Annotated in this window: 12 protein-coding genes; 9 read left to right on the top strand and 3 right to left on the bottom strand. The window is 72.4% G+C overall.

Annotated elements, in window-relative coordinates:
• Window positions 1-807: a helix-turn-helix transcriptional regulator gene (locus LXT23_RS11830; protein ID WP_253980224.1), complete on the top strand. Its 807-nt coding sequence runs from the start codon at window positions 1-3 to the stop codon at window positions 805-807.
• Between the two features lie 4 nt (window positions 808-811).
• Here LXT23_RS11830 and LXT23_RS11825 read toward each other — a convergent pair whose 3' ends face one another.
• Window positions 812-1,780 (bottom strand): FHA domain-containing protein, encoded by a 969-nt coding sequence (locus tag LXT23_RS11825; RefSeq protein WP_253980223.1) that lies wholly within the window; start codon window positions 1,778-1,780, stop codon window positions 812-814.
• Window positions 1,768-3,105 carry a S1C family serine protease gene (locus LXT23_RS11820; protein ID WP_253980222.1) on the bottom strand — a complete coding sequence of 446 codons (1,338 nt, stop codon included), beginning with the start codon at window positions 3,103-3,105 and terminating at the stop codon, window positions 1,768-1,770. Before LXT23_RS11820 ends, LXT23_RS11825 begins: the two co-directional genes overlap by 13 nt.
• A 380-nt stretch (window positions 3,106-3,485) precedes the next feature.
• On the opposite strand from LXT23_RS11820, the gene LXT23_RS11815 reads away from it, so the two are divergent.
• The 4 genes from LXT23_RS11815 (at window position 3,486) to LXT23_RS11800 (ending at window position 7,893) form a co-directional block, all read left to right on the top strand.
• Window positions 3,486-4,103, top strand: coding sequence for a DoxX family protein (locus LXT23_RS11815; RefSeq protein WP_253980221.1), 618 nt, complete (start codon window positions 3,486-3,488; stop codon window positions 4,101-4,103).
• A 225-nt stretch (window positions 4,104-4,328) separates the two neighbouring features.
• Window positions 4,329-5,726, top strand: a complete 1,398-nt coding sequence (locus LXT23_RS11810; RefSeq protein ID WP_253980220.1) for a peroxidase family protein — start codon at window positions 4,329-4,331, stop codon at window positions 5,724-5,726.
• 225 nt (window positions 5,727-5,951) lie between these two features.
• On the top strand, window positions 5,952-7,208 hold the full coding sequence (gene hemA, locus LXT23_RS11805) for a glutamyl-tRNA reductase (RefSeq protein ID WP_323378901.1): 1,257 nt from the start codon (window positions 5,952-5,954) through the stop codon (window positions 7,206-7,208).
• A 130-nt stretch (window positions 7,209-7,338) separates the two neighbouring features.
• A complete protein-coding gene (locus tag LXT23_RS11800; protein ID WP_253980219.1) occupies window positions 7,339-7,893 on the top strand; it encodes a DUF2378 family protein in 555 nt (184 codons plus the stop codon).
• Between the two features lie 10 nt (window positions 7,894-7,903).
• On the opposite strand, the gene LXT23_RS11795 is transcribed toward LXT23_RS11800, so the two are convergent.
• On the bottom strand, window positions 7,904-8,584 hold the full coding sequence (locus LXT23_RS11795; protein WP_256560797.1) for a hypothetical protein: 681 nt from the start codon (window positions 8,582-8,584) through the stop codon (window positions 7,904-7,906).
• Between the two features lie 69 nt (window positions 8,585-8,653).
• On the opposite strand from LXT23_RS11795, the gene LXT23_RS11790 reads away from it, so the two are divergent.
• The 4 genes from LXT23_RS11790 to LXT23_RS11775 all read left to right on the top strand — a co-directional run bounded on the left by LXT23_RS11790 (window position 8,654) and on the right by LXT23_RS11775 (window position 13,418).
• On the top strand, window positions 8,654-9,136 hold the full coding sequence (locus LXT23_RS11790) for a tetratricopeptide repeat protein (protein ID WP_253980218.1): 483 nt from the start codon (window positions 8,654-8,656) through the stop codon (window positions 9,134-9,136).
• Between the two features lie 140 nt (window positions 9,137-9,276).
• Window positions 9,277-10,374: a 6-phosphofructokinase gene (locus LXT23_RS11785; RefSeq protein ID WP_253980217.1), complete on the top strand. Its 1,098-nt coding sequence runs from the start codon at window positions 9,277-9,279 to the stop codon at window positions 10,372-10,374.
• Window positions 10,375-10,395: 21 nt separating this feature from the next.
• On the top strand, window positions 10,396-12,387 hold the full coding sequence (locus tag LXT23_RS11780) for a serine/threonine-protein kinase (protein ID WP_253980216.1): 1,992 nt from the start codon (window positions 10,396-10,398) through the stop codon (window positions 12,385-12,387).
• Window positions 12,384-13,418 carry a hypothetical protein gene (locus LXT23_RS11775; RefSeq protein ID WP_253980215.1) on the top strand — a complete coding sequence of 345 codons (1,035 nt, stop codon included), beginning with the start codon at window positions 12,384-12,386 and terminating at the stop codon, window positions 13,416-13,418. Before LXT23_RS11780 ends, LXT23_RS11775 begins: the two co-directional genes overlap by 4 nt.
• The last annotated feature ends 16 nt before the right edge of the window (window positions 13,419-13,434 follow it).

The following is a 13,434-nucleotide window of genomic DNA, read 5'->3' as shown; positions in this document are numbered from 1 at the left end:
ATGCGCCGCGCCGATCGCCTCTTCCAGGTCGTCCAGCTGATGCAGCGCCAGCGGCTGGTGAAGGCCGCGCAGCTGGCGCGGAAGCTGGGAGTCTCCGAGCGCACCGTGTACCGCGACGTCAGCGACCTGGCCCGCTCCGGCGTCCCCATCCACGGGGAGGCCGGCGTGGGGTACACGCTGGACCGCGGCTACACGATGCCGCCGCTCGCCTTCAGCGAGGAGGAGCTGGAGGCCCTGGTGCTCGGCGCACGCATGGTGCAGGCGGGCGCGGACCCGGCGCTCGCCCGCGCCGCGGACTCCGCGCTCACGAAGATTGCCGCCGCCCTCCCCATCTCGCGGCGCGACGAGCTGGCCGCCCCCGCCCTGATGGTACCGCTGGGGGGCAGCGACGCGCGGCGGCCGGGAGCCCCGGGCCCCACCCGGGCGGAGGGCCTCCCACGAGGCTGCCCGACCGCGGGCCCCGACGTCCGCGCGCCGGCCCTGCATGGGCTGCGGCGCGCGGTGCGGGAGCGGCGCAAGGTGCGCTTCCGCTACGACTCGCTGGACGGCGAGACGTCGCTGCGCACCGTGTGGCCCCTGGGCCTGACCTTCTGGGGCCGGGTCTGGTCGCTGGCCGCGTGGTGCGAGCTGCGCGACGACTTCCGCACCTTCCGCGTGGACCGCGTCGACGGGCTCGAGACGCTTGACGAGCCCTACCCCCTCGTCGCCGGCCGCACGCTGGAGGACTTCCTGCGGCTGGTGCGGGCGAGCGTGGCGGGGGACGCGCCCGCGGCGACGCCGCGCCCGAGCCGGGCCACGGCCGTGTAGCCGCTCAGTCCTCCTTCACCAGCGCGTCCACCTGCTCCACAAGGCCGTCCGTCTCCTCGAAGAAGGTCTCCACGGGCTGGGTCCCCGCCAGCCGGAAGGCCGGCGGCAGCAGCGTCCGGGGGAAGTCCAGCTCCGGGCTGAAGCTCTCGTTGCCCAGCAACTCGTCCGCGCGCGACAGCCCCCCGAAGACCAGGGTGACGACGGCGAGCACCCGCACCAGCCGGCGCGGGTCCCACCGCGTCACGTAGCGCAGGTGCCAGAACAGGCCCCAGCCCAGCAGCCCCAGGAAGGCGACGTGGTGGAGCGCCGACAGGCCGCTGCCCAGCGCCAGGCTGAAGCCCACCAGCGTCAGCAGCAGGGGCAGGACGAAGGCGCCCAGCAGCACCAGCGAGCCGATCGCGGCGTGCGAGCGGTAGTGGAACTGGCGTCGGGCGATGCGGCTCGCCACCGACCAGCCGCCGGCCCACAGGAGGACGAGCGCCAGCGGGATGACGACGGACACCACCAGCTCGCTCCAGTCGGTGCGGCCGTAGTTGGTGAGGTACGCCTCCAGCACGCTCGCGCCCAGCAGGGCGGCGAGTGCCAGCGCGAACGTCCGGGGCTGCTCGAACACGCGAGGCCGGGGCGCGGTGGGCGCGGGCCCCACGACGGTGTCCTCCACGGGGTGGTTGCGCGCGCGGAAGCGCAGCACGGTGTCCCCCACGGCCACGCGCGTGTCGGGCGTCAGCTCCAGCTCGGCAAGCGGCGCCCACGGGTCGACGCGGTACGTGCCGTTGTGGCTGCCCACGTCGCGCAGCACCAGGGCGCCGTCCTCGCGCCGGTCGATGCGCAGGTGCTCGGCGGACACCTTCGGGTCGTCGAGGATGACGTCGTTGCCATAGCCGCGCCCCACGCTGGCGGGGAAGCGCTCCAGGCGGTGGCGGGCGTGGACGGCGTCGCCCTCCAGCACCTCCAGGAAGATCACTTCGTCCACGACAGCCCCTCCAGGTAGCGACGGGCAATCCGGCGGCCATTGTCCGCGGTGAAGCCGGCCAGGGTGAGCGACGTGTCCAAGCCGCTGGTGCCCGCGTTCAGCGTGGCGGCGCGCAGCACCACGTCATAGAGGCCCGGGAACTTCCGGTACGCGCGCAGGCACAGCGCGGTGCGCACGGACAGGCCGCCCACGTCCACGAACTCGGACCGGCAGCGGTAGTTGGTGACGTCCTGGCGCGTGGCCTCCACCGGGTCCGGGTCGTTGGAGAACAGCGCGCTGTACAGCGCGGAGAAGCGCAGCGGGCCCAGCTCCTGGCTGGTGGCGTGCTGGTGCAGGAAGGACACCACGCCCGTGCGGTGGCGCGAGGACAGGTAGATGTCCTCCTCCGACGAGCACTGGTAGTTCGTGACGGTGTACGGCACCTCCGGGTCGTGCGGCGTGTCGCCCCAGCACTTGAGGAAGGGGCTCCAGCGGCCGGGGACGCGGTAGCCGCCCAGCGCATGCTTCGGCGGCGGGGCCGACAGGAGCTGCTCGGTGAGCCGCTGCTGGTTGTCCATCAGCTGCGCGCGCACGCCGTCCAGCAGGGCCTGCGGGTCCTCCGCCTTGCGCTGGAGCGCGCGGGCGAGCAGCTCTCGCGCGTAGCGCACCGGCACCAGGAAGCCCACCTGGTTGCCCATGGTGGCGACGTTGACGCCCACCACCCGCCCCTCGCCCGTGAGCGTGGGCCCGCCGCTCATGCCGGGGTTGATGGCGCCGCTGAAGTGGAGCCGCTCGTAGAGGGCGTCCTGGATGAGGCCGTTGTAGGTGCCCTCGACGATGGTGGTGCCCAGATCCCTGGGGTTGCCCATGGCGAACAGGCGCGCGCCGTGCGGGGGCTCGCGCTCCTCCAGGGCGAAGAAGTCCTTCACGGGCGTGGCGAGCCGGATGACGGCCAGGTCGTGCACCACGTCCACGTCCACCAGCTTCACCGGCACGGGCTCCCCTCCGCCCTTCAGCACCAGCTCCGCGGTGTAGTCCTCCGGGTGGATGACCACGTCGGAGACCACGTGGTAGTTGGTGATGGCGTGCCCGTCGGCGGAGACGAAGAACGCCGAGCCGATGGACGAGCGCGTCCCGGACCGGCGCTCGATGATGCGCACCTGGGCGACGCGGCCCTCGATGCGCTGGAACAGCTCGTGCGTGGCCGGGGGCAACGCGGCGATGGGCACCGGCGCGGGCTCGGCAGGCTCGGCAGGCTCGGTCGTCCCGGCGGATGGAGGCGGCCCTGGCTCCACCGGAGGCACCGGCGCTTGCGCCAGCACGGCGGCGAGGATGAAGGCAATCATGGATGCCTCCCACCCTACCCCAGCGGGCCCTGCCCGGGGCGGCGAGCCACGGGAAGAAGCGGCCGCAAGGGACGGGCCGGCGGCCTGCCTCGCAGGCTGGCGCTCCGTCCCAGGCGCTCGCTGGCGCCACGCCGGGTTGCGTACCCCTCCGCCAGTCCCGGGATGTGACGGGCGCGGAGCACCCCTCGGCTCCCTCCATGGCACCCAGGTGTCCTGACAGCGGACCTCGGGGCCCGTGGGACGCCATTCACTTTGGAGGCGCCGCACTCCATCCCTGTGGAGGGCCGCCATGGGATTCCCGCCCGCCCTGGACCACCAACGGACGGGGCCGCGCAAGGCGCCGTCGCTCCACCTCCCCCCACCCCCTCCCGGATGCATTCATGAACTACCGCTCGCGACATTCCGTGCCCCTTCCAGCGCTTCCGCGGGACGCGTCCAGCGCCACGCGCACGCGCCCCTCCCACCGCGTGCGTGCACGGACTCCAGGCCCCCGCCTCCTGACGCCCGCCGACACGCCCCTGCGGCTCGCCCTGCGCGCCACGGCCGCGCTCATCTTCTTCGTGCTGGGCTACCTGAAGTTCTTCGAAGCCATGCCCCTGGGCACGGATGCCGTGTCGCTGCCCGTGGGCGTGGAGGGCTTCGGCATGTACCTGGCCGCCATCGGCGTTCCCTTCCCGCTGTTCAACGCGTACCTCGTCTGCCTGGTGGAGATGATCTGCGGCACGGGGCTGCTGCTCAGCGCCTTCCTGCCCGCCCCCGCCCTCCTCACACGCCTGAACGCACTGCCGCTCTTCGTCGCCATGACGGTGGCCATCGTCACCGTCGGCCTGGGCAATGCGCTCGGAGACCCCGTCACGATGAATGGCATCGCCGTCACAGAGCAGGCCTGGAGGCTGCCCGTCGAGGTGGTCCAGTGGCTCATCACGCTGCTGCTCCTGTGGAGGCCCGTCCCCCTCGACGTGCTCTCCGCCGTTCCGGTGCCAGAGCGGAGCTCCTGAACCTCCCGCCCCGAGCCCACGGGGAGGCGCTGCCGCCGTCTCCGGGCTGTCGGTCGGACACGACTGTCAGTTGGAGTGCTCGGCCGGTTCCATGGGAACGGCCGAGCAGACGCGTCTGCCCTTGGCGACAGGTCACTTTTGTCGCCGCGGCCCCTCCATCGCTTTGCGGCGGGAAGAGCCCCGTCGCCTCACTCAAGGCAGGTCGACATGGTTCATCACGGCGCGATGGAAATCCGAGGCATCAACCCTCCCAGGTCCCGGTACTACGACCGGGGGCAGTTCGGCAGGCTCTTCCCGGGGCTGCCCCCCTTCGCGGCGGACAGCCATCAGGTCCGGGAGGCGCTCCTGGAGCTGGGCAAGAAGGGTGGCGTGATGGATCCGGGCACGACGGACCCGAGCAAGAACCCGGAGAACCCCGCGAAGCTGTCCGCGGGCTTCACCTACCTGGGACAGTTCATTGACCACGACATGACGTTCGACCCGACGTCCAGCCTGGAGCGGCAGAACGACCCCGAGGCCGTCGCCAACTTCCGCACGCCCATGCTGGAGCTGGACAACGTGTACGGCTCCGGCCCCATCGCGTCTTCGCACCTCTACGACGCGAGCAAGCCCGGGAAGCTCCTCATCGACGCGGCGGCCCCGAGGGATGTGCCGCGCAACAGCCAGCTGCGGGCGCTCATCGGGGACCCTCGTAACGACGAGAACGTCATCGTGTCGCAGCTGCACGTGGCCTTCCTGAAGTTCCACAACGCCGTCGTCGACCACGTCATCTCGAAGGGCGGGGTGCCGCGCGGCGAGGTCTTCGCGGAAGCCCAGCGCATCGTCCGGTGGCACTACCAGTGGATGGTGGTCAACGAGTTCCTCCCCCACATCGTGGGCGAGTCGCTGGTGAAGGACCTGATGAAGGACGATTGCCACAACCGGTGCTACCGGTGGAGGCATGAGCCCTTCATCCCCGTGGAGTTCGCGGTGGCGGCCTACCGCTTCGGGCACAGCCAGGTGAAGGGAGGCTACCAGGCGAACACGACCTTCGCGGCTCCCGTCTTCGACATCACCCTGGACCCGTCGCTGCCGGATCCGAACGACCTGCGAGGCGGCAGGCGCGCGGAGCGGCGGTTCGTGGAGTGGAAGTTCTTCTTCCGCATGGGGACCGACCCCGCGCCCAACCTGCCGCAGATCGGCCAGCGCATCGACACCAAGCTGTCGACCGTCCTGTTCGAGCTGCCCTTCGGTCCTCCGGGGCTGCCTGGAGCGAGCCCGGCGTCCCTGGCGCAGCGCAACCTGCTGCGGAGCCTGGCCTTCGGAATGCCCTCGGGACAGGACATGGCCCGCGCGCTGCGCATCAAGCCCCTGCAGGCCGATGACCTGGCGGACGTGAAGCACCTGAATCTCGACCGCTCGACCCCGCCGTGGTTCTACATCCTGCGCGAGGCCGACAGGTGCGAGGAGGGCAAGCGGCTGGGCCCCGTGGGAGGCCGCATCGTCGCGGAGGTGTTCCTCGGAATGCTCGAAGGGGACCGGCTCTCGTACCTGCGGGCAGACCCCGACTGGAAGCCCTTCCTGGGAAGGAAGCCCGGCGACTTCTCCATGGGCGAGCTGCTGAGGTTCGCCGGGGTGGCGTAGCACGCCGCCCCTTCCAGCCACCGCAACCGTGCACCCGCGAGAGGACAGACGATGACCGCGAGAACACCCCGGGGCGCTCAGCCGCCACCACGTCATGGAAGCGTCCTCCCGGCCCAGGGCAGGGGCCCGCTCCGCTTCACCCCCTGCTGGAGGCTCCGCTCGACGCGGCCCGGGCGGGTCCTGGGCGCTCCCGTGCCGGCTCCCCGGTCCGTCGAGACGGACGCCGTGGCATTGGTGTGCGTGGGCCTGTCCCACCAGACGGCGCCGCTGGCGGTGCGCGAGCGGCTGGCGATGAGCGAGGCCCGGCGGCTGGAGCTGCTGGGCCGGTGGGGGCGGGCCCCCGACGAGGCGATGATCGTCGCCACGTGCAACCGGGTCGAGGTGTACGTGGCCACGCAGGACGCGGCGGGTGCGCGGGCCCGGGTGCGCGAGGAGCTGGAGCGGATGGGCGGGCCCGAGCTCCAGGGCTACCTCTACGAGTACGAGGGCACCGGGGCGCTGGAGCACCTGTTCCGGGTGGCCTGCAGCCTGGACTCGCTGGTGCTGGGCGAGTCGCAGATCCTGGGCCAGGTGAAGACCTCCTTCGAAGCGGCGCGGCGCGCGGGCGCCGCGCGTGGGAGGCTGGCCCGCGCGTGCGCGGCGGCGTTCTCGTGCGCGAAGCGCGTGCGCACGGGGACGGCCATCGGCCGGGCGCCCACGTCCATGGCGTCCGCCTCCGTGGCGCTGGTGTCCCGCGAGCTGGGTGACCTGTCGGACAAGACGGTGCTGATGGTGGGCGCGGGAGAGATGGGACGGCTGGCGGCCCGGCATCTGGGACAGGCGCGGGTGGGACGGCTGCTCGTCACCAACCGCACGCGGGCGCGCGCGGAGCTGCTGGCCGCGGAGGTGGGCGGTGAGGCGAGGCCGTTCGAGGCCCTGCATGCGCTGCTGGAGGAGGCCGACGTGGTGGTGTGCTCGACGACCTCGCCCGTGCCGCTGTTCACGCGGCGGAGCATGGGCGCGGTGGGCCCGGCGCGGCGGTTCCGCCCGCTGCTGATGGTGGACCTGGCCGTGCCCCGGGACATCGCTCCGGACGTGTCCGAGCTGGGGTGGGTGTCCACCCATGACGTGGACGACCTGCAGCGCTTCGTCGCGCGCAGCGCGGCGGCACGCGCGGAGGCGGCCCGCGCGGCGGGCGTGCTGGTGCGGCAGGAGGTGGGGCGCTTCATGCGGGCCGAGGCGGAGCGGGACGGACCGCGGATGCTGGTGGAGCTGCGCCGGCGCGCCGGGCACATCGCCCGGGCGGAGGTGGAAAGGACCCTGGCGACCCTGGGCCCGGACCTCACGGACAGGCAGCGCCAGAGCGTGGAGGCCCTGGCGCGCGCCATCGTCAACAAGCTGCTGCACGCGCCGACCTCGTGCCTGCGCAGGGAGGCTCACGGAGCGGATGGCCAGGCACTCTCCGAAGCCGCTGCCCGGCTGTTTGGCCTCGGCGCAGGGTGATCGAAGCCCGCGACCCGGAGTCCTCCGAGCGAGCAGCCACACGTCGGGTGTCGGTCCTGGCCTCCGGCGGAAGCGGCGGAGAACAATCCGCCCGGCAGCGACAACACCTCAGCCTGGGAGACATTGGGACATGGAGATCAAAGGCACGGCCTTCCTCGCGCGGCACGAGTCGGTGGTGGCCGACTTCGGCGAGCCCGCCTGGCGCTCGTTCCTGACGGAGTACGCGAAGAAGGACCCCGTCTTCGCGAAGCCGGTGCTGCCGATGACGTGGATTCCGGCGGACGCCTACGTCCGCTTTTCCGAGGCGCTGCTGGCGCGCTTCTACAAGAACGACCCGAAGGCCTACTGGACCTTCGGGGAGAACGCCGTGGAGCACGCGCTCACCAAGGGCCAGCTCAAGGCCATGTTCAGCCAGGCCGACCATCACCGCTTCCTGCAGTTCTTCCCCGGCGTGTGGAAGGCCTACTTCAGCGCGGGCAGCGCCCTGGTCGAGCCGGGCGAGGGCCGCGCCGACCTGCGCATCACCGGCGTGCCCATGCCCCACGCGTACTTCGAGTTCATCACCATGGGCTTCATGAAGCACGGGCTCGAGGTGCTGGGCGCGAAGCACGTGCGCTCCGAGCGGCTCAAGGGCTTCTCGCAGGGCGACGCGGAGTGCCACTACCGCTTCCACTTCGTGGGCTGAGCCCGGGGCCTCACGCGCCCGGGTCCTGGCGCACGCGCCGCCTCCGCCACGCCGCGTAGGACGCCACCAGCGCGCCGGCCAGGGCCCCCGCGAGCGCGCCCAGCAGCCTGCGCGGCACGGGCCCTGGCGCGTTGGTCGACTCCAGTCGGAACGTCTCCAGAGAGGCGCGGATGCGCGGGGCCAGCTCCTCCCAGCGCACCGCGGGCGCGCTCACCGTCACCACCGCGTGGCGCCCCTCGGACGCCAGCGCCGCCACCAGCACCGTGCGCACCTGCCCCGCCTCGCGCAGCGTGCCCAGCACCTCCACGCGCGGCACGGCGCCGCCCAGCCGCTCCACGCGCTCGGGGGACAGCGTCAGGCCCAGCTCGCGCTGGAAGTGCTGCATCACCGCCGCGGCGAAGTCGTCCCGCGCGGAGGGGCTGGCGGAGAAGCTCCGCTCCACCACCGACACCAGCAGCGTCGCCGCCTCCGGCCCCTCGCCGTCCGCCAGCGCCGCGGACAGCGCGCGCGGCGCATCCGACTGGAGCGCCACCGCGCCCGCGCGCGAGCCCGCGTACTGCTCCCAGCGCACCATGTGGAAGCCCTCGGGCGGGCGGAACTGGTAGCCGTCGCGGCGCAGCTCGGAGCCGAGCGCGCCCGTCAGCGCCAGCAGTCCCACGACCAGGAGGGCGGAGTTCACGGCGGCCAGCATAGGTCCGCGCGTCACCCACGCGCCTTCGTTGTGACATCCCCCAACGTCGCGGGTAACCTCCCCGGCTCGATGAACCCAGCCGCCCGGGCCGACATGGAGGCACGCGCCGACCGAGCCCTGCGCCGGGGCGAGATTGCCGAGGCGCTCGGCCTCTACGAAGCGCTCGCCCGCTCCTTCCCGGACGACGAGGCCCTCGCCCTCAAGCTCGCCAACCTGCGTGACTCGCTCCAGCCGTCCGAGCTCCAGGCCCTCCTGGCCTCCCGCCCACCCGAGGAGGCCTCCCTTCCCCTGCCCCCTTCCTCACCCGTCCAGGAGGGCGAGCGCCTCTTCGCCCTCGGGGACTACGTAGGGGCCGCAGCCGCCTACCGCCGCGCCCTCCAGGAGCGTCCGGACAGCGAGCTGCTCAAGGAGCGGCTGATCGAGCTCTACCGCCTCGCCCGCGAGATGCCCCTACAATCCCCCACAGACAAGGCCCTCCCGAAGGAGCCCGAGAACCGCCTCCAGGCCCTGCTGGACCGGGTCGCCGCGCGCCGCCGGCTCAAGCGAGATTGACGGAAGGCCCCGTATCCACTCGCAAATCCGCCAAGCCGGGTGATTCGCGCGTTGCACCCCCCGGGGGGCACCCCTAGAATCAGGTCCGACGTTCCTGTCATGGTGGTACCCCGCCCCTCTGACACCCGCGTCCGACCTGTATGCCCCGCTCCCTGCGACTCGGAGTCCTCACCGGTGGTGGCGACTGCCCCGGGCTCAACGCGCTGATACGTGGCCTCGTGAAGCGGGGAACGCACGAGTTCGGCCATGAGTTCGTGGGTATCGAGAACGGCTACATGGGTCTGGTCGAGCCCGGCCTCACCCGCCCCCTCACCGAGGAGGATACCCGGGGCATCCTTCCCAAGGGGGGCACCATCCTCGGCACGTCCAACAAGGCCAACCCCTTCGCCTACGCCTTCCATGAGGGCGGGCGCTGGGTGGAGCGGGACGTGTCCGACGAGGTCCTCCGCCGGTGCGAGGAGCTGAAGCTGGACGGGCTCGTGGCCATCGGCGGTGACGGGACGCTGTCGATTGGCCACCGATTGGCCGAGAAGGGTCTCAAGGTGGTGGGCTGCCCGAAGACCATCGACAACGACCTGTCCGGCACGGACCAGACGTTCGGCTTCGACACCGCGCGGGTCATCGTCACCGAGGCGTTGGACAGGCTGCACTCCACCGCCGAGGCGCATGACCGCGTCATGGTGGTGGAGATCATGGGCCGCCACGCCGGCTTCCTCACCCTGGAGAGCGGCATCGCCGGGGGCGCGGACGTCATCCTCATCCCGGAGATTCCCTACAAGGTGGAGTCCATCCTGGAGAAGATCCGCCGCCGCGCCACGCGCCGCCGCAGCTTCTCCATCATCGCCATCTCCGAGGGCGCCTTCCCGGAAGGCGGCGCGCTGGCCGTGCTGGAGAAGGCCGAGGACGTGCCCGGGCGCGGCGTGGTGCGGCTGGGCGGCTCCGGCAAGGTGTGCGCGGACCTGCTGGCGCGGCACCTGGACGCGGAGATTCGCGTGACGGTGCTGGGCCACGTGCAGCGCGGCGGCAGCCCCAGCGCGGAGGACCGGGTGCTGGCCACCCGCTACGGGTGCAAGGTGTTGGATCTCGTGCGTGACGGGCAGTGGGACCATATGGTCGCGCTGCGCGCCGGGGAGATTGTCGCGGTACCGTTGGCCGAGTCGCGCAAGGAGCGCCGGGTGGACCCGTCCGGTGAGCTGGTGCGCTTCGCGAAGAGCATGGGCATCAGCTTCGGGGACTGAGGGGGAGGACCGCGCGACACCATGACGCTCGTCGGCCGCCATATCGGTCGCTATCGCATCCTCGAGCAGCTCGGCTCGGGGGGCATGAGCGTCGTGTACAAGGGGCTCGACACCGCCCTGGACCGCGAAGTCGCGGTGAAGGTGCTGCACCCGCACCTGGCCGGCAAGGACGAGTCGCGGCGGCGGCTCGCGCGCGAGGCCCGCGCGGTGGCCAAGCTGCACCACCCCAACATCCTCGAGGTCTTCGACTTCTCCTCGGCGGACGCGCAGGACGCGTTCATCGTCACCGAGTACATCCGCGGCCAGACGCTCAAGACGTTCCTGGACGAAGGCCCCATGGACCCGCCGGAGCTGGCGGCCATGGTCATCCACGAGCTGGCCGCCGCGCTCGCCCATGCCCACGAGGCCGGCGTCATCCACCGCGACCTCAAGCCGGAGAACGTCATGGTGCGTGAGGACGGCGTCCTCAAGCTCATGGACTTCGGCATCGCCCGGCTGCTCGACATCGAGGAGCGGATGACCGTCACCGGCACGCTGGTGGGCTCGCCGGCCCACATGGCCCCGGAGATCATCGAGGGCCTGGAGGCCGGCCCCGAGGCGGACGTCTTCAGCGTGGGCATCATGTTCTACGCGGCGATGACGGGCCGGCTGCCCTTCACCGCCACCAACACCACGGCCACGCTCAAGCGCATCCTCGACGGCGACTACGAGGACCCGCGCCGCCGCGTGCCCACGCTGTCGGACGAGCTGGCGGACATCTGCGCCACCTGCCTCCAGCGCGAGCCGGAGCGGCGCTACCCGGACGCGGCCAAGCTGCGCGACGCGCTCGCGGACTACCTCGCGGGCCTGGGCTTCGCGCGCGTGGGCGAGGAGCTGGTCTCCTTCTTCGCCGACCCGCAGTCGTACCGGAAGCTGGCCCGCCAGCGCATCGTCGCCACGCTGCTGGAGCGCAGCGAGCGGCTGCTCGCGGAGAAGCGCACGCCGCGCGCCCTGGGCTGCCTCAACCACGTGCTCGCGCTGGATGCGACCAACGCCCGCGCGCTCGCGCTCCTCAAGGGCCTGCGGCGCGCCCAGCGCATCAAGAAGTGGCAGCGCCGGGGCCTGCGCGCGGGCCTCGGACTGGCCGCCGTCGCCGTGCTCGGCCTGGGCGGGTGGAAGGCCCACCAGTCGCACGCCACCCCGGCGCCCACCGAGGGTGGCACGGCCGGGACGACCGGCGGCGCGACACCTCCTCCCTCCGACGGCAGCAGCGCCAACGGCCCCGCGATGACGCGTGACCCCTCGCGCCTGCCCGACGGCTCTGACGACGGAGCGCCCGAGCAGTCGCGGACGCCGCCTCCCGGCACGCCCCCGGCCCTCGTGGACCGGGGCCCCGACGGCCCCCGGCCGCCGGCCTCGCGAGGCGCCCTCCCGCAGACGCCTCCCGGCGGCCTCACGCCTCCGCAGGACGCCAACCCGAGCACGGGAGGAACGCCCCGGCCCACGCCGGCCCGCGCCGCGGCACCGGCCGAGCGGGCTCCGTCGGAAGAGGCCGCCCTGCGCAAGCCGCTGCTGCGCAAGGTGCCGGTGTCCATCCTGGTGCGCCCCTTCGGCATCATCCGGGTGGACGACGGCCCGCCCAGCCCGCAGCCGCTCGCGCAGCACGCCATGGAGCTGCCGCCGGGCCGCCACTCCGTCACCATCTCGTGCGACTACTGCGAGGACGTCGTGGACACCATCGACGTGAGCGCGGAGGGGGAGAACCTCTTCCACCTGCGCGCCCAGCCCAAGCCCGCCCTGCTCTCCTTCGAGTACGAGCCGGCCGGCGCCACGGTGCGCGTGGGCGAGCAGCTGCGCACGGCACAGGAGAGCCTCCAGTCGCCCTTCGAGGTCCGCTCGCCCAGGGGCCCCGCCGGCTTCCAGCACACGGTGGTGGTGGACATCTCGCACCCCGGCTACCAGCCGGAGCGGCGCGTGGTGCACCTGCGGCCCGGGACGCCCACCATCCTCCGAGGGAGCCTCCTCCCCGAATGAGCCGCGGACTCCTGCTCCTCCTCGGGACGCTGGCCCTGGTGGCCCCGCGCGTCGCCCTCGCCCAGGCCCAGGACTCCGGGGACCCGGAGGTGGCCGCGCTGCGCGCCAGCTTCGAGTACGGAAAGTACGCGGAGGTGCTGGACCGCGCGGGCGCCCGCATCGACCGGGGCGGCCTGGCCGAGGACGAGCTGGTGGAGCTGCACAAGCTCGCCGGCCTCGCGGCCTTCAACCTGGGCCGCATGGAGGACGCCACGCGCCACCTGCGCGCGCTGCTCCGGTTGGACCCGGACTACGGCCTGGACCCCTTCGTCGTCCCTCCCCCGGCGGTGACCTTCCTGGAGGACCTCAAGGGGGAGATGACCAGCGAGCTGGAGTTCCTCCGCCAGGAGCGGCGGCTGCGCCAGGAGCGCGAGAAGGCCGAGGCCGAGCGCCGCGAGCGCGAGCGCCTGGAGGCCGAGGTGCAGCGCCGCCGCGCCGAGGAGCTGGCCAGTCAGGTCACCGTGCGCACCGTGGAGAAGCGCAACTTCCTGGTCAACTTCGTCCCCTTCGGCGCCGGGCAGTTCCAGCAGGGCCGCAACAGCCTGGGCATCGTCTTCGCCGCCACGGAAGGCGCGCTCGCGGTGACGAGCATCATCTCCTTCTTCGCCTACGAGTCGCTCTTCGAGGAGCAGGACATCCCGCTCGACAACGTCCTGGACCCGGACGGCCGGGCGACCGTCAAGGTCCGCTTCATCCCCACCAGCCGGGGCCGGCAGGCCGACACCTGGCAGTTGCTCAAGCTGTCCTCGGCCGCGGGCTTCTACACCGTCTACGCCCTGGGCGTGGTGGACGCGCTCTACCACCACGAGGACCAGGTCATCCGCACCACCGTGGAGCCCCGCGCGGAGCTGCCCGCCGCGGCGCCCTCCCCGGCTCCGCTTCCGAGCCGCACCTCGGCCGCACCCGGTACCCAGGCTCCCAGCGCTTCCGCGCGGGTGGGCCTCTACCGAACCTCCGGCGGACTCGGCGCCGGCCTCACCCTCTTCTTCTGAGTCTTCCGCTCCAGGT

The sequence above is a fragment of the Pyxidicoccus xibeiensis genome (assembly GCF_024198175.1).
Lineage (GTDB): Bacteria > Myxococcota > Myxococcia > Myxococcales > Myxococcaceae > Myxococcus > Myxococcus xibeiensis.
Note: the sequence above shows the minus strand (reverse complement) of the source record. Positions and strands in the feature narration are given on the sequence as shown.

What these genes read in the sequence shown, in the direction of transcription:
- LXT23_RS11785 (WP_253980217.1), top strand. Translation starts at nt 9,277, where the DNA reads ATGCCCCGCTCCCTGCGACTCGGAGTCCTCACCGGTGGTGGCGACTGC.
- LXT23_RS11795 (WP_256560797.1), bottom strand. Translation starts at nt 8,584, where the DNA reads ATGCTGGCCGCCGTGAACTCCGCCCTCCTGGTCGTGGGACTGCTGGCG.
- LXT23_RS11780 (WP_253980216.1), top strand. Translation starts at nt 10,396, where the DNA reads ATGACGCTCGTCGGCCGCCATATCGGTCGCTATCGCATCCTCGAGCAG.
- LXT23_RS11815 (WP_253980221.1), top strand. Translation starts at nt 3,486, where the DNA reads ATGAACTACCGCTCGCGACATTCCGTGCCCCTTCCAGCGCTTCCGCGG.
- LXT23_RS11790 (WP_253980218.1), top strand. Translation starts at nt 8,654, where the DNA reads ATGAACCCAGCCGCCCGGGCCGACATGGAGGCACGCGCCGACCGAGCC.
- LXT23_RS11800 (WP_253980219.1), top strand. Translation starts at nt 7,339, where the DNA reads ATGGAGATCAAAGGCACGGCCTTCCTCGCGCGGCACGAGTCGGTGGTG.
- LXT23_RS11820 (WP_253980222.1), bottom strand. Translation starts at nt 3,105, where the DNA reads ATGATTGCCTTCATCCTCGCCGCCGTGCTGGCGCAAGCGCCGGTGCCT.
- LXT23_RS11810 (WP_253980220.1), top strand. Translation starts at nt 4,329, where the DNA reads ATGGAAATCCGAGGCATCAACCCTCCCAGGTCCCGGTACTACGACCGG.
- LXT23_RS11775 (WP_253980215.1), top strand. Translation starts at nt 12,384, where the DNA reads ATGAGCCGCGGACTCCTGCTCCTCCTCGGGACGCTGGCCCTGGTGGCC.
- LXT23_RS11830 (WP_253980224.1), top strand. Translation starts at nt 1, where the DNA reads ATGCGCCGCGCCGATCGCCTCTTCCAGGTCGTCCAGCTGATGCAGCGC.